General features: G+C 72.5%; 14 protein-coding genes. 9 read left to right on the plus strand and 5 right to left on the minus strand.

All coding sequences use genetic code 11. The features are described 5' to 3' along the window. The first annotated feature begins 89 nt into the window (after positions 1 to 89). The 5 genes from ACFWIC_RS21765 (at position 90) to ACFWIC_RS21785 (ending at position 9,563) form a co-directional block, all read left to right on the plus strand. A complete protein-coding gene (locus ACFWIC_RS21765; protein WP_380519793.1) occupies positions 90 to 1,064 on the plus strand; it encodes a carbohydrate ABC transporter permease in 975 nt (324 codons plus the stop codon). Positions 1,065 to 1,078: 14 nt separating this feature from the next. After that, a complete protein-coding gene (locus ACFWIC_RS21770) occupies positions 1,079 to 1,969 on the plus strand; it encodes a carbohydrate ABC transporter permease (RefSeq protein WP_355405596.1) in 891 nt (296 codons plus the stop codon). 63 nt (positions 1,970 to 2,032) lie between these two features. Next, on the plus strand, positions 2,033 to 3,670 hold the full coding sequence (locus tag ACFWIC_RS21775) for a glycoside hydrolase family 13 protein (RefSeq protein ID WP_380519794.1): 1,638 nt from the start codon (positions 2,033 to 2,035) through the stop codon (positions 3,668 to 3,670). Positions 3,671 to 4,033: 363 nt separating this feature from the next. Continuing rightward, on the plus strand, positions 4,034 to 8,329 hold the full coding sequence (locus tag ACFWIC_RS21780; RefSeq protein WP_380519795.1) for a discoidin domain-containing protein: 4,296 nt from the start codon (positions 4,034 to 4,036) through the stop codon (positions 8,327 to 8,329). A gap of 220 nt (positions 8,330 to 8,549) precedes the next feature. Beyond that, entirely contained in the window at positions 8,550 to 9,563 is a 1,014-nt protein-coding gene (locus ACFWIC_RS21785; RefSeq protein ID WP_329875947.1) for a LacI family DNA-binding transcriptional regulator, read from the plus strand. A 106-nt stretch (positions 9,564 to 9,669) separates the two neighbouring features. Here ACFWIC_RS21785 and ACFWIC_RS21790 read toward each other — a convergent pair whose 3' ends face one another. From ACFWIC_RS21790 to ACFWIC_RS21810, 5 genes are all read right to left on the minus strand, one after another. Further along, positions 9,670 to 12,606, minus strand: a complete 2,937-nt coding sequence (locus tag ACFWIC_RS21790; protein WP_380519796.1) for a discoidin domain-containing protein — start codon at positions 12,604 to 12,606, stop codon at positions 9,670 to 9,672. Positions 12,607 to 13,174: 568 nt separating this feature from the next. Continuing rightward, complete coding sequence (locus tag ACFWIC_RS21795) at positions 13,175 to 13,924, minus strand: hypothetical protein (protein WP_380519797.1); 750 nt, start codon at positions 13,922 to 13,924, stop codon at positions 13,175 to 13,177. A gap of 121 nt (positions 13,925 to 14,045) precedes the next feature. Beyond that, complete coding sequence (locus ACFWIC_RS21800; RefSeq protein ID WP_380519798.1) at positions 14,046 to 15,326, minus strand: alpha/beta hydrolase; 1,281 nt, start codon at positions 15,324 to 15,326, stop codon at positions 14,046 to 14,048. Then, positions 15,323 to 16,087: a DUF2993 domain-containing protein gene (locus ACFWIC_RS21805; protein WP_380519799.1), complete on the minus strand. Its 765-nt coding sequence runs from the start codon at positions 16,085 to 16,087 to the stop codon at positions 15,323 to 15,325. The genes ACFWIC_RS21800 and ACFWIC_RS21805 overlap by 4 nt, the downstream gene beginning before the upstream one ends. A gap of 78 nt (positions 16,088 to 16,165) precedes the next feature. Continuing rightward, a complete protein-coding gene (locus ACFWIC_RS21810) occupies positions 16,166 to 16,297 on the minus strand; it encodes a hypothetical protein (RefSeq protein WP_329875951.1) in 132 nt (43 codons plus the stop codon). 209 nt (positions 16,298 to 16,506) lie between these two features. Here ACFWIC_RS21810 and ACFWIC_RS21815 point away from each other — a divergent pair, with 209 nt between their 5' ends. The 4 genes from ACFWIC_RS21815 to ACFWIC_RS21830 all read left to right on the plus strand — a co-directional run bounded on the left by ACFWIC_RS21815 (position 16,507) and on the right by ACFWIC_RS21830 (position 20,497). Beyond that, positions 16,507 to 17,193 (plus strand): response regulator transcription factor, encoded by a 687-nt coding sequence (locus ACFWIC_RS21815; protein WP_380519800.1) that lies wholly within the window; start codon positions 16,507 to 16,509, stop codon positions 17,191 to 17,193. Further along, on the plus strand, positions 17,190 to 18,614 hold the full coding sequence (locus ACFWIC_RS21820; protein ID WP_380519801.1) for an ATP-binding protein: 1,425 nt from the start codon (positions 17,190 to 17,192) through the stop codon (positions 18,612 to 18,614). The genes ACFWIC_RS21815 and ACFWIC_RS21820 overlap by 4 nt, the downstream gene beginning before the upstream one ends. A 111-nt stretch (positions 18,615 to 18,725) precedes the next feature. Next, positions 18,726 to 18,896, plus strand: a complete 171-nt coding sequence (locus ACFWIC_RS21825) for a hydrophobic protein (RefSeq protein WP_329875954.1) — start codon at positions 18,726 to 18,728, stop codon at positions 18,894 to 18,896. Positions 18,897 to 19,297: 401 nt separating this feature from the next. After that, positions 19,298 to 20,497 carry a PP2C family protein-serine/threonine phosphatase gene (locus tag ACFWIC_RS21830; protein ID WP_380354879.1) on the plus strand — a complete coding sequence of 400 codons (1,200 nt, stop codon included), beginning with the start codon at positions 19,298 to 19,300 and terminating at the stop codon, positions 20,495 to 20,497. Positions 20,498 to 20,500 lie beyond the last annotated feature (3 nt).

A 20,500-nucleotide genomic window follows, 5' to 3' on the forward strand; every position in this document is an offset into this window, starting at 1 on the left:
ACAAGCAGACCGACGGACATGCAGACCGGCGGACCGGGCACCGACGACCCGCCCGACCCGCCGGTCCAGCCGGCACACCAGGAGCACCGATGGCCGGGACCATCTCCCCCTACAAGACCACCCGCCGGGCCAGTCGCATCCCGGCCGACCGCACGGGTGGCTCCGGAGGCCGCTCGTCCAAGCGTCCGGAACTCGGCCGGACCGTCCGCCGCAACGTCTCCGCCCACGGGTTCCTCTTCGGCGCCCTGGTGTGCTTCGGGTTCTTCACCTGGTACCCGATGGTCCGCGAAGTCGTCATGAGCTTCCAGAAGACCAGACGCGGAAAGACCACGTGGGTCGGGCTGGAGAACCTCGAACGGATCTTCGGCGACCCCGACTTCTGGACCGCCTGGCGCAACACCTTCCTCTTCACCGCGCTCGCGCTGCTCCTGGGCTTCGCGGTGCCGTTCTTCGTGGCCGTGCTCCTCAACGAGCTCCGGCACGCCAGGGCCTACCTGCGGATCCTGGTGTACATCCCGGTGATGATGCCGCCCGTCGCCGCGGTGCTGCTGTTCAAGTACTTCTACGACCCGGAGTACGGCCTCTTCAACTCGATCCTGACGACCCTCCACCTCCCCACCTCCGCCTGGCTCAACTCGCCGGACACCGCGATGGTCTCGGTGGTCGTCGCGGCCACCTGGATGAACATGGGCGGCGCCACCCTCATCTACCTGGCCGCCCTGCAGGGCATCCCCGGCGAGCTGTACGAGGCGGCCGACCTGGACGGCGCCGGCCTGATCCGCAAGATCTGGCACGTCACCGTCCCGCAGACCAGGCTCATCCTCTCGCTCCTCCTGCTGCTGCAGATCGTCTCCACCATGCAGGTCTTCGTGGAGCCGTTCCTGCTCACCGGTGGGAACGGCCCGCAGAACTCCACGATGTCGGTCGTCTACCTGGTCTACGAGTACGCCTTCGACATGGGAGGCAACAACTACGGCGTCGCCTCCGCGATGGGCCTGGTCATGCTCGTGGTCCTCGCCGGCTTCTCGGCCCTGTACACGCGGCTCAGCCGCACCGACGACTAGGAAGGGCTCCGGCCATGGCAGCGAACGAACCCCGGACCCGGACGCTCGTCGCACAGACCCAGCTCGACCGACCGCTCGGGAAGGCCGTCTACCGGACGGTGCTCGTCCTCGTGGTCCTCGTCTTCACCGCCGTCTTCGTCGGCCCGCTCTACTGGCTGGTGACCGGCGGCCTCAAGAGCACCCAGGAGGTGATCCAGAGCCCGCCGACCCTCTTCCCGTCCGAGATCCACTGGGGCACCTACGCGGAGGCCTGGCGCCAGCTCAGGATGGGCCGCCTGCTGACCAACACCCTCTACTACGCGCTCGGGGCGCTCGCCTTCCAGCTGGTGTTCGACGTCGCCGCGGCCTACGCGCTCTCCAAGCTGCGGCCGATCCTCGGCAACGTGATCCTCGGCATGATGCTCGCGACCCTGATGGTCCCCTCCGCGGTCCTGATCGTGCCGCAGTACCTCACCGTGCTGGACCTCCCGCTGCTCCACCTCAACCTGGTCGGCACCCCGTGGGCGATCTGGCTGCCCACCGTCGCCAACGCCTTCAACATCTTCCTGTTGAAACGGTTCTTCGACTCCGTCCCGGAGGACCTGCTGGCCGCAGCCGCGATCGACGGCGCCTCACCGACCCGGGCCCTGTGGTCGATCGTGCTGCCGATGTCCCGACCGATCCTCGGCGTGGTCTCCATCTTCGCCGTGGTCGCGGTCTGGAAGGACTTCCTCTGGCCGATGCTGGTCCTGCCGGACCCGGCCGACCACACGCTCAACATCGGCATCCGCTCCCTCGCCACCGGCCTGCCGCAGAACGTCGTGATCGCCGCCCTGGCCATCGCCTCCGCACCGACGATCGTCTTCTTCCTGATCTTCCAGCGCAGCATCGTGTCCGGCCTGACCTCCGGCGGCCTCAAGGGCTGAGCGCCCCGCCCGGAAGCGGTCGACCACCACGCCCCTCCCGTCCGGTCGAAAGGACCCCCCACCGTGGGACAGAACTCCAGCCGCCAGCCCGAGCACCCGGCCTGGTGGCGCGACGCGGCGATCTACCAGGTCTACCCGCGCAGCTTCGCCGACGGCAACGGCGACGGCACCGGGGATCTCGCCGGGGTCCGGTCCCGCCTCCCGTACCTCGCCGAACTCGGCGTCGACGCCATCTGGGTCAACCCCTGGTACCCGTCCCCGATGGCGGACGGCGGCTACGACGTCGCCGACTACCGCGACGTGGACCCGCTGTTCGGCACCCTGGAGGACGCCGAGAACCTGATCACCGAGGCGCTCGCTCACGGCATCCGCACCATCGTCGACATCGTCCCCAACCATGTCTCCGCCGAGCACCCGTGGTTCAGGCGGGCCCTCGCCGCCGCCCCCGGCAGCCCCGAGCGCGAGCTGTTCCATTTCCGCCCCGGCCGCGGCCCGGACGGCGAACTGCCGCCCAACGACTGGGAGTCCGAGTTCGGCGGCTGCCCCTGGACCAGGACCACCGACCCGGACGGAACGCCCGGCGAGTGGTACCTGCACCTCTTCGCCAGCCAGCAGCCCGACCTCAACTGGGCCCACCCGCAGGTCCGCAGCGAGCACGTGTCGATCCTGCGCTTCTGGTTCGACCGCGGAGCCGCCGGCGTCCGCATCGACTCCGCGGCCCTCCTCGTCAAGGACCCCGAACTGCCCGACTTCCGCAAGGGGGTGGACCCCCATCCCTTCACCGACCGCGAGGAGCTGCACGAGATCTACCGGTCCTGGCGCAGGATCGCCGACTCCTACCCGGGCGAGCGCATCCTCGTCGGGGAGGTGTGGCTGCCCGACGCCGAGAGGTTCACCCGCTACCTGCGCCGCGACGAGCTGCACACCGCGTTCAACTTCGACTTCCTGGCCCGCCCGTGGGAGCCGGAGGCGCTGCGCGAGTCCATCGACTCCACCCTCGCCCTGCACGCCCCGGCCGGGGCCCCCGCGACCTGGGTCCTCTGCAACCACGACGTCACCCGCACGGTGACCCGCTACGGTCGCAGGGACACCCGTTTCGACTTCGCGGCCAAGGCCTTCGGAACCCCCACCGACGTCGCCCTCGGCCTGCGCCGGGCCCGCGCCGCCGCGCTGCTCTCCCTCGCCCTGCCGGGTGCCGTCTACCTCTTCCAGGGCGAGGAGCTCGGCCTGCCCGAGGTGGAGGACCTCCCGATCGATCGTCTCCAGGACCCGATGCACCTGCGCTCCGGCGGCACCGACCCCGGCCGGGACGGCTGCCGCGTCCCGCTCCCGTGGTCCGGCCCCCTCCCGCCGTACGGCTTCTCGCCGGCGGGCACCGAACCGTGGCTGCCGCAGCCGGAGGGCTGGGCCGCGCTGACGGTGGAGGCGCAGAGCGCCGACCCGGACTCCGTGCTGTCGCTGTACCGCGCCGCGCTCCGGATCCGCCGGGGATCGCCCGGTCTGCGCGGCGACAAGTTCGAGTGGCTGCCCGGCGACCGCGGCGTCCTCGCCTTCCGCCGAGGCGCCGAGTTCGCCTGCGTCGTCAACCTCTCCCCGGCGCCCGTCGTCCTGCCCGCGCACGACACCGTCCTGCTCACCAGTCGGCCGCTCGACGGAAACCTCCTTCCCGTGGACGCCGCGGCCTGGCTGCGGTCGCGGTGACGGCCCGCCATCACCGGGCCCTCCCTCGCGGATCCTGCCGGGCGCAGGATCCGACCGAAAAGGGCTGAAGCGGTCGGCCGGCCACGGCCGCCCCTGCGCTCCCCTGCGCTCCCTGCCCTCCCCGGCGGCGCCGGCCGGTCCGGTGCCGTCGCCCGTCCTGAGCTCGTCGGCCCTCCCCGGAGGATCCAGATGATGTCGGCTCGGTCACCGCCCCCTCTCGCCAGGCCCCTCCGCGACGCACGCCCGGACCGCCCCGCCGGTCGGGGCCGCGGCACGCACGCGCCCACTCCCTCCCGGAGAGGCTCCGCTTTCCGGGCCTGTCCGCCCCCCACCTGTCATCCTGATGAGATCCAGAGGACTCCCGTGAGATCGACAGCTCCGACTTCCCGACTCGTGGCAGGGCTGGCCTCGGCCTGCCTGCTGCTCGTCGCCGGCCCGCTGCTGCCCGCCCGGGCCGCCGGCGGCCCCGACCTGGCCTCCGGCAAGCCGGCCGCCGCCGGCAGCGCCACCGCCGGCCGAGGCGCCGCCTTCGTCAACGACGGCGACCAGAACACCTACTGGGAGAGCGCCGGCACCGCCCTCCCGCAGTGGGTCCAGGTCGACCTCGGCAGCACCACCGCCGTCGACGAGGTGGTGCTCAAGCTCCCCGCGAGCTGGGGTGCCCGCGCCGAGACGCTCGCCGTTCAGGGCAGCACCGACGGCACCGCCTTCTCCACCCTCACCGCCTCGGCCCCGTACTCCTTCGAACCGGGCGCCGGCAACACGGTGAGGATCGGCTTCCCGTCGACCGGTACCCGCTTCGTCCGGGTGGACATCTCCGCCAACACCGGCTGGCCGGCCGCGCAGATCTCCGAGCTGGAGGTGCACGGCACCACCGGCTCCAGCGCCAACCTGGCCCGCGGCCGGGCCTTCACGGCCGGCAGCAGTTCGGGCGGCTACGGCGCGGGCAACGTCGACGACGGCAACCAGGGAAGCTACTGGGAGAGCGCGAGCAACGCGCTCCCGCAGTGGATCCAGGTCGACCTCGGGACGGCGGTCGCCGTCAGCCGGCTGGTCCTGAAGCTGCCGACGGGCTGGGAGCGGCGGACCCAGACCCTCGTCGTGCAGACCAGTACCGACGGCAGCACCTTCACCGACCGGGTCGCGTCCGCCGACTACGTCTTCGACCCGGCCACCGGCAACACGGTGACGGTGGACACCGGCACCACCACGGCCCGGTACGTCCGGCTGAAGGTCACCGCCAACACCGGCTGGCCGGCCGCCCAGCTCGCGGAGTTCGAGGTGTACGGCCCGGTGACCGGGGACACCCGGGCGCCGTCCGCGCCCGCGAACCTGACGTACACCCAGCCGTCCTCCGGGCAGGTCCGGCTGGCCTGGAGCGCGGCGAGCGACAACACCGGGGTCACCGGCTACGACGTCTACGCCGACAACGCCCTGGTCAGCAGTGTCGCGGGAAACGTGCTGACGTACACCGACAGCCGGGCCGACGGCGCTACCGTCTCGTACTACGTGAAGGCCAGGGACGCGGCCGGCAACCAGTCGGCCGCCAGCAACACCGTGACCCGCACGGGCGCCCCCGGGGACACCCGGGCGCCGTCCGCGCCGACGAACCTGACGTACACCCGGCCGACCTCCGGGCAGGTCCGACTGGCCTGGAGCGCGGGCGCCGACAACGTCGCGGTCACCGGGTACGAGGTCTTCGCCGACGGCGCGTTGCAGGCCGAGGTGGCCGGCAACGTGCTGACGTACACCGACAGCCGGGCCGACGGCGCCACGGTGTCGTACTACGTGAAGGCCAGGGACGCGGCCGGCAACCGCTCCGAGGCGAGCAACACCGTCGTCCGGACCGGCAACGACGGTGGCGGTGGCACCAACCTGGCCGGGGGCAAGCCGATCACGGCCGACTCCAGCATCTACACCTTCGTCGCGGCGAACGCCAACGACGACGACGTGACCACCTACTGGGAGGGCGCGGGCGGCAGCTACCCCAATGAGCTGACCACGCGGCTGGGTTCCAACGCGACCGTCGGTTCGGTGGTGCTGAAGCTCAACCCGGCCGCGGCCTGGGCCACCCGCACCCAGACCGTGGAGGTACTCGGCCGGGAGCAGAACGCGACCGGATTCACCAGCCTGGTGGCCGCGAAGCCCTACACGTTCTCCCCGGCCTCGGGCAACACGGTGACGATCCCGCTGACGGCCACCGCGGCCGACGTCCGGCTGCGGATCACCGCCAACTCCGGTGCCGGAGCCGGGCAGATCGCGGAGTTCCAGGTGATCGGCACCCCGGCGCCCAACCCCGACCTCACCGTCACCGCGGTCTCGGCCTCTCCGGCCGCTCCGGTGGAGACCGACCCGCTCACGCTCTCGGCGACGGTCAGGAACGCCGGCACGGCCGCCTCCGCCGCCACCGCCGTCGACCTCTACCTGGGCGGTGCCAAGGCCGGCACCGCGCAGCTCGGCCCGCTGGCCGCCGGTGCCTCCGCGACCGTCTCGGTCCCGACGGGCCCGCAGAACGCGGGCAGCTACCAGCTGCGAGCCGAGGCCGACCCGGCCGGCGCCGTCGTCGAACGGGACGAGACCAACAACGCCCACACCGCGCCGGCCCCGCTGGTGGTGAGTCAGGTCGCCGGTTCCGACCTGGTCGCCGCGCCCGTCAGCTGGACCCCGGGCAACCCGGCGAGCGGCAACGAGGTCACGTTCTCGGTGGCGGTCAAGAACCAGGGCACGACCGCCTCGGCGGGCGGCGCCCACGGCATCGGCCTGACGGTGACCGACGCCACCGGTGCGGTCGTCAGGACCCTGACCGGCAGCCACACCGGCGTCATCGCGCCCGGTGCCACCGGCTCCCCGGTGAACCTGGGCAGTTGGACGGCGGGCAACGGCCGGTACACCGTGAGGACGGTCATCGCCACCGACGCCAACGAACTGCCGGTCAAGCAGGCGAACAACACCTCCACCCAGTCGCTGTTCGTCGGCCGCGGCGCCAACCTGCCGTTCGACACCTACGAGGCCGAGGACGGCGTGCTGGCCGGCGGCGCCGCGGTGGTCGGGCCCAACCGGACCGTCGGCGACCTCGCGGGCGAGGCCTCCGGCCGCAAGGCCGTCACCCTGAACACGACCGGCGCCTCGGTCGAGTTCACCACCAAGGCGCCGACCAACACCCTGGTGACCCGCTTCTCAATCCCGGACGCGCCGGGCGGCGACGGCATCGACGTGAAACTCGACGTCTACGTCGACGGGGTCTTCCTCAAGGCCCTCGACCTCACCTCCAAGTACTCCTGGCTGTACGGCAGCGAGACCGGTCCGGGCAACTCGCCCGGCGCCGGCGGCCCCCGGCACGTCTACGACGAGGCGAACCTGCTGCTCGGCACCACCCTCCCGGCCGGCAGCAGGATCAAGCTGCAGAAGGACGCCGGCAACAGCACCACGTACGCCATCGACTTCGTCAGCCTGGAGCAGGCGACCCAGCTCCCCAACCCCGACCCGGCCCGGTACGCGGTGCCGACCGGCTTCACCCACGGCGATGTGCAGGCGGCTCTGGACCGGGTCCGGATGGACACCACCGGCGCCCTGGTGGGCGTCTACCTCCCGAGGGGGGACTACCAGACCGCCAGCAAGTTCCAGGTCTACGGCAAGGCGGTGAGGGTGGTCGGCGCGGGCCCCTGGTTCACCCGGTTCCACGCCCCGTCCTCGCAGTCCAACACCGACGTCGGCTTCCGGGCCGACGCCTCGGCCAACGGCTCGACCTTCACCGGCTTCGCCTACTTCGGCAACTACACCTCCCGCATCGACGGCCCCGGCAAGGTCTTCGACTTCGCCAACGTCGCCGACATCACCATCGACGACATCTGGACCGAGCACGTGGTCTGCCTGTACTGGGGCGCCAACACGGACCGGATGAAGATCACCAACTCCCGGATCCGCAACACCTTCGCCGACGGCGTCAACATGACCAACGGCTCGACCGACAACCTGGTCTCCAACAACGAGGCCCGGGCCACCGGGGACGACTCCTTCGCGCTGTTCTCGGCGATCGACGCGGGCGGGGCGGACGAGAAGAACAACGTCTTCGAGAACCTGACCTCGATCCTGACCTGGCGGGCCGCCGGCGTCGCGGTCTACGGCGGGTACGCCAACACCTTCCGCAACATCTACATCGCGGACACCCTGGTCTACTCGGGGATCACCATCTCCTCGCTGGACTTCGGGTACCCGATGAACGGCTTCGGCGCCTCGCCGACGACCGATCTGAAGAACATCTCCGTCGTCCGGGCCGGCGGCCGCTTCTGGGGGGCGCAGGTCTTCCCGGCGATCTGGGTGTTCTCGGCCTCGAAGGTGTTCCAGGGCATCAGGGTCACCGACGTGGACATCGTGGACCCGACGTACAGCGGCATCATGTTCCAGACCAACTACGTGGGCGGTCAGCCGCAGTTCCCGGTCGCCGACACGGTGTTCAGCAACATCTCGATCTCCGGTGCGCGGCGCAGCGGTGACGCCTCCGACGCCAGGTCCGGTATCGGCGTCTGGGCCAACGAGCTGCCCGAACCGGGGCAGGGCCCGGCGGTCGGTTCGGTGACCTTCGACCATCTGCGGTTCAGCGACAACCACCAGAACATCCGCAACACCACCTCGACGTTCACCATCAAGGTCAACCCGTAGGGAGGGGAACCTCCCGGTGACGGGCGGTTCGTGCCGCCGGGAGGTCTCCGACCTCCCGGCGGTCCTTGCGTTCCGGCGCGGCGTCCCACCTGGTAGGCCGGGCTCAGGGCTTGCGGGGTTCGGCAAGCGGCGTGCGGTTCCTGTCCGATCGCCCGTTGGAATTTGCGTCTTCGTCGCAACACCATGCAATTTCCTTGCGTGGCGGAGCTAGAATGGCCGCATGACACGACGACTGGCCCAGGTGGCGAAGAAGGTCGGGGTCAGCGAGGCCACGGTCAGCCGGGTGCTGAACGAGAAGCCCGGCGTCTCGGAGACGACCAGGGCGGCGGTGCTGACGGCGCTGGACGTGCTGGGCTACGAGCGCCCCACCCAACTGCGCGGTGAGCGGGCGCGGTTGGTGGGCATGGTGATGCCGGAGCTGCAGAACCCGATCTTCCCGGCCTTCGCCGAGGCGGTGGGCGGCGCGCTGGCCGGGCAGGGATTCACCCCGGTGCTGTGCACGCAGTCCGCGGGCGGGATCTCGGAGGCGGACTACGTGGACCTGCTGCTGGCCCAGCAGGTGTCGGGGGTGGTGTTCTTCGGTGGTCTGTACGCGCAGGCCGACGCCGCCCACGACCACTACGAGCGGTTGGCGGAGCGCAGTCTGCCGACGGTGCTGCTGAACGCGGCGATCGAGGGCCTGGACTTCGCGCGGGTCTCCTGTGACGACGCGGTGGCCGTGGAGCAGGCGATGGGGCACCTGCGGCAGCTCGGTCACCGCAGGATCGGCCTGGTACTGGGGCCGGCGGACCACGTGCCGTCCCAGCGGAAGTTGGACGCGGCGCGGCGGGCCGCGGCCTCGGCGGGCCTGGAGCTGCCGGACAGCCACGTCAAGCGCGCGCTGTTCACCCTGGAGGGGGGCCAGGCGGCCACCACGCGGCTGCTGGGCGAGGGGGTGACCGGGATCGTCTGTGCCAGTGACCCGCTGGCGTTGGGCGCGGTGCGGGCGGTGCGCCGGGCGGGGCTGTCGGTGCCCGGCGACGTGTCGGTGATCGGCTACGACGACTCCTCGTTCATGACCTGCACCGATCCGCCGCTGACCACGGTGCGCCAGCCGATCGAGGCGATGGGCCGGGCGGCCGTGGACCTCCTGGCGGGGGAGATCGCGGGCGCGAGGATCACCCACGACGAGCTGCTGTTCGAGCCGGAGCTGGTCGTGCGCAGCTCCACCGGGCCGGCCCCCGCCGCCGGCTGACCGCACGCGGCCCTACACAGCCCCACGCGGCCGCAGGCCCCGCCGTTCCGGTCCATCGGAACGGCGGGGCCTGCGGCCCTTCGGATTCTGCCCGGGGGGCGCGGGGTCAGGAGGTGTAGGCCTCGAACTCGGCGAGCTGGGCGGCCGGCCAGCCGGTGTTGCCGGTGAACGAGAGCCGAAGGTGACGTGCGGTGGTGCCCGGTACGGCGAGGGTGACCGTGTTGCCGGTGGCCGGGTCGAAGCGGTGGGCGGCTTCGGCCCTGGCCGTGGTCCACGTCGTGCCGTCGGTGCTGGCGAGCACCGCGAGGGTCTGGGTCCGGGCGGTCCAGGCGGGGGCCGGCGGCAGTCTCAGCACCAGCCGGCCGACGGCGGTGGGGGCGCCGAGGTCGGCGGTCAGCGACTGCGGGAAGGCGTGGCCGGTGCTCTCCCAGTAGCTTCCGGTGTCGCCGTCGGCGGCCTGGTCGGGGCCGTAGCCGCCGACCGAGCCGGTGGCGGTGAGGGGCTTGCCCGCGAGGAGGTTGGTTCCGGCCGGGGGTGTGGTGGTCGGCGTGGTGGGTGTGGTGGTGGGCGTCGGGGTGGCGGTCGCGCCGGTGGCCCGGATCTCCAGCTCGCCGAGCTGGGCGGCCGGCCAGCCGGTGTTCCCGGTGACGGTCACCCGGACGAAGCGGGCGTTGCTGCGGGGGAGTCCGATGGTGACGGCGTTGCCACCGGCCGGATCGAAGGTGCGCCCGGCGGCGGGGGCCAGGGTGGTGAAGGCGGTGCCGTCGGCGGAGCCCTCGACGGAGAGGGTCTGGGTGCGTGCACCCCACGAGGCGGGGAGCCTGGCGGTGACGCTGTCCACGCCGGTCACGGCGCAGAGGTCGACGGTCAGCGCCTGGGGGAACGCGTCGTTGGCGCTCTCCCAGTAGGTGGCGGCGTCGCCGTCCACGGCGTTGGCGGCGGTGTAGGTCTGGTTGCGGCTGGTGGCCGTGGTGTTCTTGCCCCGGGCCAGGTTGCCCGTGCCGGGATCGCAGGCCGGCGGTGTGGTCGGGGCGGTGGTCGTCGGCGAGGGTGCGCTGGGGGAGGGGGTCGTCGGGGTGGTGGGCACACTCGGTGTGGGGGACGGCGTCGGGGTTCCGCCGGTCGGGCGGCCGCCGTAGGTGAACCGCGGTGCGGGCCACAGGCCGGAGCAGGTGGAGCCGGACCAGCCGGAGTTCCCCCCGCCGTCGGTGACCTTGAATCCGGCGCCGACGCAGTTGTGGGTCGGGGTGGCGCTCTGGGCGATGTTCTTCGCGGTCACGTGGGTGAACCGCATGTCGGCGGCGGCCTGGGCCTGGATCGCGTAGGTGCCGGCCCCGTCGATGGTGGTGTTGGTGAACTCGATGCCCTCGGACGCGCCCTCGATGGTGTGGATCGCCGCGTAGGAGCTGTCGAGGACGTCGGTGTCGGTCACGGTGATGTGCGCGCCCCTGATCGGCTCGTTGAGGCCGCTGAACCAGATGGCGCCGACGCCGAAGTTCCAGTTGTAGTCGCTGTTGCCGGTCCGGATCAGGGTGTTCCTGGCAGCGGTGATGGTCCCGGCCACGGCGGTGCCGTTGCCGGAGCCGACCCCCGGGTAGCGGTTGGCGATGTGCAGGCCGCCGCCGTTGGTGACGGTGTCGGCCATCACGTTGTCGGAGATGGTGAAGTCCTTGCCGCCGTAGGTGACGATGTTGTTCGCCAGGATCGGCAGGACCACGGTGTTGCGGGTGAAGCTGTCGCCGACGTTGGGCACCCGCTCCGGCCAGGAGGCCAGGCCGTCGTCGCCGGTGTTGCGGACGAAGGTGTTGGTGACCGTCGAGCCGGTGACGCCGGTGTGGAAGTTCACGCCGTCGGCGGTCTGGTCCAGGATGCGGCTGTTCCTGAGGGTGAAGCGGTCCATCGGACCGTCCATCCAGGCGGCCACCTTGGTGTGCTGGATCCAGAGGTTGTCGACGGTGGAGTTGCTCATCGCGCCGCCGATGGCGTTCACCTGGTCGTCGTCGACGCGCTCCCTGATGTCGCCGATGACGGCGAAGTCCTTGAGGGTGACGTTGCGGCTCGGGCCGTTCGACTCGTGCGGGCGGACCGCCCCGCCGTACCCGCCGCCGGGGGCGTACTTGCCGTAGATGCCTGCGGCCCGGTTCCGGTTCACCGGGTCGCGTCCGCCGAGCACGCTGTACCAGGGCCCGGCGCCGGCCAGCGTGACGCCGTCCACCACGACGTGGTCGTAGAGGGTGAAGCTGCCCGGCGGGACGAAGACCGTCCGGCCCTGCGCCTGGCCGGCGTCGACCGCGGCCTGGAACCTCGCGGTGCTGTCGGCGGCTCCGGTGGGGTCGGCGCCGAAGTCGGCCACGACGTCGATGGCGCCGGCGGGTGCGGCGATCGGCGCGGCGACCTGCTCGAAGTCGGCCAGGTCGACGGTGAAGGTCGGCGACTGCGCGGTCGAGGTGACCTGCAGCCGGATCCTGGTGCCGGTCGGCAGCGAGGAGCCGAACATGGTCCGGGTCTCGTCGTAGAAGTGGTGCGGGTTGGTGTCCCCGGGGTTGTTGTTGAACGGGTACCCCCCGTAGTACCAGCCGTACTTGGAGGTGACCGGCAGGTCCTTCAGCTTCACCCCGTCGACCAGGAGGCCGAGCGAGGCGTCCCGGCCCCGGCCGTCCGCGCTGTCCGGGAGGGAGTACCGGAAGCTCATCGCGTTGGCCGGTGCGGTGAGGGTGAACTCGACGTACTCGCCGGGGGCGTCGAGGGTGACGGCCTGGCGCCCGGAGGCCTCGGAGGGGAGCGTGCCGTACGCCCGCTCGGGGCCGATCACGGTGCCGTTGGTCGCCGCGTACTCGGCCTCCTGCTCCTTGAACGGCACGGTGGCGCCCCGGGCGGGGACGTCCAGCGGGGAGAGCGTCGGCACCGCGGCGGCGTGGGCGGGGGCGGCCGTCGTGACGGCGGCCGCGGTGAACAGGCCGGCCGCGCCCACCGCGACGGCGGTGAACGCGGCGAGGCCGTTCCGGAACCGGATCCGTGGCTGCGGGCGGCGTTGTCGTTGCATGGAGTCAGCACATCCTTGCCGGTCGTGGGGGTGATGGCGGGGTGGTGGTGACGGGGTGGTGGCGGTGGGGTGCGAGCCCGCGAGGTCGGCCGTCGCCACGGGCGGGGCGCCCGGTGAACGGAGCGGAGCGCACCGGGAGTTGGGGAGCGGCGCGGGGGCTGCCGCCGAGGCGAGAGACTACGGTCGGTCATCGCATGAAGTCCATAGGAAAGAGCAAAGATGTGACACAGGACTGCAAGACATCGATTCTCATTCGCCCAGGACTGACCGCCCCCTCCCTCGCCTCCACGGGGATGTCCGGCGGGGTGCCGTCCACTTGATGCGAACGGACTTGGGCGGGGGATCAAGTGTCCTGCGGGCAGGGATCGGCCGGGTTCGTTGACACGCTCGTCGCCGGCCTGTATTCCTGGGAGCTCATCCCTGCGCAAAAGATAAACAGATGCATGTCGTCTAATCGACCGACTGTCTCTCCTCGGTAGGCAGCGGGAGCAGCGACGTCATGGGGACCGCCGTGCGTCCGCGGCCGTCCGCGGCCGGCAGCGGCGCCGCCCGGGCGGCGCCGGGGGAATCACCGGGCCGAGGGGCCGGACCGTCCGACCTGCCCCTCGGTTGCCCGGCTCGTGAGGTGCCACTGACGACTCGTCGGGCACGCGTACACCCGCTTCGGGTAGTAGCCGAGATCACGCCGACTCGTGATGGCCAGGAGCGCCTCCAGGGCGAGATCCCAGGAGTCGTAGCGGACCTTCCCGCACCGACACCCGTCGGCGTCGGTCCTCCGGGGATCCTCCAGCGGGCCGAGGCGGCCCGTGGCGAGGTACTGACACACCTCCGGAAGGGTCTTGAGGACGCCGGGCCCGAGGTGCGACGACTCGGCCGCGCGGTGGAGACCGGCGAACGTGGGGTGGGTCGGAGGCTCGACGCTCTGGACCGCGCGGGAGAGCCGTCGGCCGGTCCATCCGAGCAGGGTCTCGGCGAGGGGGTGCGGCTGCGGGAACTCGCCCGTGTCACGGACGTGCTGGAGCAGGTCGTCCGCGGTCCGGGACGCCAGGACGATCGTCACGTCGTCCGAGTGTTCGGCGGCCACGAGGCCCGCCAGCACGCCCAGCACGGCGGCTTCGTCGCTGTTGCGGGCGAGGGGGCCGGTCCGGAACCCGAAGACCTTCTTGTTGCCCGGGCTGTCCTTCCGTCCGGCGAAGGTACCGTCCGGCTTCCTCACGTTGATGATGCGCCGTATGTGGCAGGTCGCCTCGTCGCGGTTCCAGGCGGCCCACACGAAGATGCGGTGTCGCCTGCCGGCGTCCTCCGGTACGTGGTTCATCGGATCATCTTCCTCCGGGTGGTGGCGCCTTGACACGGAACCCGGGTCTTCCTTGCGGATCCTGCCTTCGTCCCGCGCCGTGGACTGCGGAGTCCGTCCGCCTTGCCGTGCGGCCCGCTGGTCACGGTCCTGCGGGCCGGACGACGTCAGGTGTCCGCCTGTGCTGCGTGAGGAAGGCGGCGAGCTCCTTGTCGTAGGCGGCGGGATCGGCGTTCCACGCGCCGGTGTGGCTCGCTCCTTCGACGGTGACGAGGGTGACCTTGCCGGGCCAGTCGCGGGCGAACTCGGCGCTGGTGGCGTAGGGCACGACGCTGTCGCCGGTGCCGTGGAAGAGCAGGACGGGCTGCTCGGGGCCGCCGGTGCGCCGGTTGGCGGCCAGGGCGTCGATGTCGTCGAAGTCCACGTCCGCGCGCAGGCCGATGATCCCGGTCTCGAGGGCGGCGACGGGTGCGGGCAGACCGAGGCCGGTCACGATGGAGTCGAGGGCCGCGCGGTAGTCCAGGGCGGGCGAGTCGAGGACGACGGCGCTGACGGCGTCGGTGTCGGCGGCGCGCTGGAGGTAGGCCTCCACGACGGCCCCGCCCATGGAGTAGCCGATCAGGACGACATCGGTGGCCCCCTGGCTGCGGGCGTACCGGACGGCGGCGTCGAGGTCGCGCCACTCGGTGTCGCCGAAGTGGCGCTTGCCGCTGCTGTCCCTGGGGGCGCCGGGGTCGTTGCGGTAGGTGATGTCGAGGACGGGGTGGCCGAGTTCGTGCAGTTGGGGCATGGTGCGCAGTCCGGCGGCGCGGCCGGCGCCGAGCCCGTGGACCTGGATGGCCCAGGTGGTGCCGGTGCCGGGGACGAACCAGGCGGGCATCGGGCCGAGTTCGCCGGGGTAGGTGACGTCCTGGAAGTCGAGCCCGGCGGCCTGCCGGGGGTCGGAGTTCCAGACGGTGACGATGATCTTCGCCTTGGCGCCGGGGGTGGGCACCGTGTCGGCGGTGAGCTCCCTGGTGACGGTGTCGCCGTCGGTGGTGAGGACGGACCCGAGGACGCCGTGGTGGCGGCGGTCGGCGGTGTCCTGCCAGACCAGGCCGTAGGTGCCGGCGTAGCGGCTGTCGGTGGTGGCGGGGAGGGTCACCGTGCCGGGGCCGGAGGCGAGGACGCGGGTGTTGAGCGGGGTGTCGTCGATGGGGCTGACGATCTTGCCCGCGGCCAGCCAGAGCAGACCGGCGGCGGCGCCGAGCGCCAGGACGAGAACGCCTGCGACGACCGTGAGCAGGCGGCGGCGCAGCTTGGCGCGGCGAGTCCGGCGAACGGGCGTGGCGGGTGGGGTGGGCGTGGCGGGCGTGATGGGCGCGGCCGGTCGGGGCTGGGGTGAGGGGTTCTGCGGCATGGTCGGCGAGGGCTCCCGGTTCACGAGTGCTTCAGGGTGGTCGGGCCTGCGGAGAGGGTGAGGGCGAGGCCGGTCGGAGTGACGGCGAGGGCGGTGGGCGAGAGGCCCAGTGGGTAGCCGCCGCCCTGCTTCCTGGCGGTGAGGCGCTCGTTGATCCGGTCGAGCTGGGGCCCGGTGATCGTGCGGCCGAGGAATTCGAGCGCGGTGGCGGTGATCGTCACCCTGCCGTCGGTGAGGGCGGGCTTGAGCGTGAGCCGGCCGGTGCCGCCGGAGCCCAGGCCGAGTTCGATCGTGCCGGCGGCCGGATCGGTGCGGGCGGCACCGACCGGAAGGCTCTGGCCGGAGTCGCGCACGGTGGCGGCCAGGGTGTCGGCGGGGATCGTGATCTGCGCCGACACCCCGGCCGCACTGGGTACGGACGCGGCGAACCGCACGTCGGTCAGCGTGATTCGGGCCGAGGCGCCGCTCAAGCCGCCGAGCCGGGCGTTGTCGGCGCTCAGGGTGACGTGCTCCAGCCGCCGGTCGAGGATCTTGACGAGGGCCGGACCGCTGCCGGTGTCCACCTCCACCGGGGCACCGAGGGCCTTCGCGGTACTCTCGGCGATCCGGCTCTCCAGTACGTGCCCGGCGGCGACCTCCGCACCGGCGGCGAGGACCAGGACGGTGGCCACGGGCACCGCGACAGCGCGCGCGATCCGGCCGCGCCGGGTGGCGGGGCGCAGCATCCGGCGCAGCCGGCCGGGTGAGGGTGCCGGGGAACGGGGTGGGGCGGGACGGCGGGTCATGCTTCTCCTCGGGATGACTCGGGACGGCTCGGGACGGTTCGGGATGACGTGGGTCGGCTCGGGGCTCGGCACGCGGGCTCAGGTCCGGCGGCGGAGGCCGCGGGTGCGCGGACGGCTGCGGGTCCGGGCGAGCAACCCCGCGCCGGCGGCGAGCAGGACGGCCGTGGCCGCCACGCCGGCCAGTACCAGCGCCCTCGGATCCGTGACCACCGGTGCCCTCCTTCGCGTCCGGGCCCGCCGGTCGGGGGGCCCGGGAACAGGCTGGACCGGGGCTGCAAGCGGTGGGTTCGGCGAGTGTTCGGGGCGTGTAAGGATCACCGGCGGCGCCCCGGAGCGACCCGTTCGGCGCGTTAGCATCGGAGCAGTTCGAGACCCGCGACCGGAGCGTGCGCGGCGGCGGAGGTCGGAAGAGGACGGCGATGACACCGAGCAAGGGCCTGGTCCTGGTCGTGGAGGACGAGCGCCACATCGCCGACCTCCAACGCCTCTACCTCGCCCGCGAGGGCTTCGGGGTGCACACCGAGAGCGACGGGGTGGCCGGTCTGGACGCGGTCCGGCGGCTGCGGCCGGTGGCGGTCGTCCTGGACATCGGGCTCCCGGGCCTGGACGGCACCGAGATCTGCCGCCGCCTGCGTGCCGCCGACGACTGGACGCCGGTCGTCCTGGTGACGGCGCGCGACGAGGAGGCCGATCGGATCCTCGGCCTCGAACTGGGCGCCGACGACTACGTCACCAAGCCGTTCTCCCCGCGCGAGCTGGTCGCCCGGGTGAAGGCGGTGCTGCGCCGGACCGCCGGACCGCAGGCCGTCGGCAGCTACAGCGTCGGACGGCTGCGACTGGACCCGGAGCGCCGCACCGTGCACCGCGACGGGGAGCCGGTGGAACTGACCACCACCGAGTTCAACCTGCTGGCCCATCTGCTGGCCCGGCCGGGCCGGGTGTTCGGCCGCGACCAGCTGCTCTCACAGGTCTGGGGGCACGCCGACTACCGGGACAGCAGGGTCGTCGACGTCTACGTGTCCCAGCTGCGGGCCAAGCTCGGCGACGCCAGCCCGATCCGGACCGTTCGCGGCGTCGGCTACAGCGCCCAGGACGACGGGCGGTGAGGCTGCGCCCGCCGGCCCTTGCGCGAGCGGGTGCCCGTACAGGACCGGGTGCCCGTACGCGCGGCCGTACGCCGGGCGGTTCGCTGACCGGAAACCTGGTCCTGCTCGCCACCGTGGTGGCGACCGTGGCGGTGCTGCTGGCCGGGTTCGCGGGCTGGCGGACGGCCCGGTCCAACGCCGAGGCCCAGTACCGGGAACGGCTGGTCCGCCAGGCAGCCGTGCTGTCCGTCGCCCCCAACCTGTCGGTGCTGCTGCTCGACCAGGCGCAGCGGCTGACCGGGGCCACCGGTGTCCAGGTCGCCGTGATCGCCCCCGACGGCCAGGTGGCCGGCCCGTCGGCCGGTGCCGTCACCCCGGCCGACCGGGACGCCCTGCTGGCCGGCGAGGACATCTCCACCGCGGCCGTGCTCGGTGGCGCGCGCGTCCTGCTGGAGGGCCGCCCGGCACGCGACGGCGCGGTGGTCCTCACCCAGCCCTTCACCGAAGTCGACGCCGCCGCCGACCGGATCCGCGCGGGCCTGACCCTTCCCCTGGTCGCCGGGCTGGTCGGGGCGGCGCTGGCCGGTGCCCTCCTCGCCCGGCGGATCGCCCGCCCCCTGGTGGACGCCGCCGCCGTCGCCCACCGGCTCGCCGGGGGCGAGCGCGACCTGCACTGCGCGGTCCACGGTCCCGCCGAGGCCCGCGAGGTGGCCCGCGCCCTCAACACCCTCGGCGCCGCCCTCGAACAGAGCGAAGGTCGCCAGCGCGCGTTCCTGACCTCGGTGTCCCACGAGATCCGCACCCCCCTCACCGCGCTGCGCGGCTACGCCGAGGCCCTCGCCGACGGCGTGGTCGAACCCGGACAGCAGGAGGAGGTCGGACGGATCCTCCTGTCCGAGACCGAGCGCCTGGACCGGTTCGTCACCGATCTCCTCGAACTCGCCCGCCTCGACGCCGACGACTTCCACATCACCCGGGAACCCGCCGATCTCGACGCCCTCGTCCGGGAGACCGCGCGGGCCTGGACCCAGCAGGCCCGGCGGCAAGGGCTGGACCTGCGCCTGGAACACCCCGACGAACCGGTGACCGCGGCCACCGACGCCTTCCGCGTCCGCCAGCTCCTCGACGGCCTCCTCGCCAACGCCGTCCGTCACACCCCGCCCGGCGCACCCGTCGTCCTCGCCCTCCGGCGCACCGCCGAGGGCCAGGCGGAACTACAGGTCCGCGACGGCGGACCCGGCCTCACCGAGGACGACGTCCGCATCGCCTTCCGACCGGGCGCCCTGCGCGACCGCTACGCCGCCACCCGCCCCACCGGTACCGGCCTCGGTCTCGCCATCGCCCAACGCCTCGCCGAGCGTCTCGGCGCCACTCTCGTCCTTCGCGGCCACGGTCCCGAAGGCGGCGCCCACTTCACCGTCACCCTTCCGGGGGAGGGCTGACGCCCTGGCCCCGACCCCGTCCTCTGCCCTCGTCGGACGGGAAGATTCCCATGAATACGGGCTGATCAGCCGGGCAGACGGTCCTCCGACACTGACTACGGAGGTCGACTCATGGTTCCCCTTCTTCTCGTCCTGCTGCTGGCCCTGCTCCTGTTCGGGGCAGGTTTCGCGGTGAAGATCCTCTGGTGGGTGGCCATCATCGTCCTGGTGCTCTGGCTGGTCGGATTCGTCGCCCGCGGGACCCACTCCTCCGGTCGCCGCCACCGCTGGTACCGCTGGTGACCACAGGTCCGTCCGCACCAGGGATCGGGGGCGGGACCCGCGCACATGCGCCGGGTCCCGCCCCCGTTCCCGGGTACGGCCTTCCCGCCTCCGGCCCGCACCCGCCGTACGTCGAGGTCCACGGAGGGGTAGCCGGGTCCGCGCGCGCCGCCCGGAGCGGGCGACGGGCTGGGCGATGCCGAGGCGCCTGTCCGCGTTCCCCGTCGGTCGCCCGCCCCACGCCGCTCCCGTCCGCCCGCCCGCGAGTCTTTTTGTCCGCATTGCCTGGAACGTTCTCCGTCAGGCGTGCGCGCGCCGGGAAGGACGGCTGCATCCGGCACCCCCACCAGTGAGAATGGTCCCGCAGCCGGGGTGCTCGCCGCGCCTGCGGGACGAAGAGTCCGAGACTCGAGGAGGCCGACATGGCACGCGATCGGATCGGACCGGCCGAGGTACTGGCCGCGGCGGAGGACGCCGCGCCGATGGACTCCCTCGACGTCGTGGCACGCAACCTGCGCGACCGCTTCGACGCGCGGTACGTGTCACTGCTGTTCGTCGACGTCGTCGGCCGGCGCCTGCTGCGGGTCAACGACACGGCGGCCACGCACGGAGAACGCCCCGCCGAACAGGTCCCCCTCGCGGGCAGCACCGTCTACGACGAGGTCCTGCGCACCCAGAAGCCGGTGCGGGCACCGCAGGACGGGCAGGGGGAGCGGGTGCTCGCCCCCGTCACCAACCGCGGCGACACCATCGGCGTCCTGGAACTGTTCCTCGACCGGGTCACCCCGGACGTGCTGGAGCAGGTCGAGGAGGCCGCGCACGCGCTGGCGTACATCATCATCGCGGACCGCCGCTTCACCGACCTCTACCACTGGGGCAACCGCACCACCCCGGTCAGCCTGGCCGCCGAGATCCAGCGCCAGCTCCTGCCCTCCGCCCCCTCCTGCGAAGCCGCCGAGTTCGCCCTCGCCGGCGCCCTGGTCCCGGCCGCCGACATCGCCGGCGACACCTACGACTACACCCTCGACCACGACACCCTGCACCTGTCCATCACCGACGCCATGGGCCACGACGTCGACGCCTCGCTCATGGCCACCCTCCTGGTCAACGCCTCCCGCGGCGCCCGCCGCGCCGGCACCGACCTCGCCGAACAGGCCCAGCGGATCCACCGGGCCCTCCTCGACCACGGCCGACAGACCTACGCCACCGGTCAGCTGCTGCGCATCGCCCTGGACGGGAGCGGCGCCCGGCTCGTCAACGCCGGCCACCCCTGGCCGCTGCGGCTGCGCGACGGCACGGTCGACGAACTGCGCCTGGCCGTGAACCTGCCCTTCGGCGTCCTCGGACAGGGCCCGTACCGGGTGCAGGACATCGACCTGCGCCCCGGGGACCGCCTCGTCCTCTACACCGACGGCATGCAGGAACGCCAAGCGCACCAGGTCGACCTTCCCGGCCTCATCCGCAAGACCGCCGCCGAGCACCCGCGCGAGGTCGTGCGCACCCTGGTCGCCGCGGTCGCCGACGCCTGCGACGGCCGTGTCAGGGACGACGCCACCGTCCTGTGTCTGGACTGGTACGGCCCTCTCTCCGCGGACCGCGGGGCCGCCCGGGCCGGCACCTGACCT

The organism is Kitasatospora sp. NPDC127035 (assembly GCF_042726075.1).
In the GTDB taxonomy this organism is placed as follows: Bacteria; Actinomycetota; Actinomycetes; order Streptomycetales; family Streptomycetaceae; genus Kitasatospora.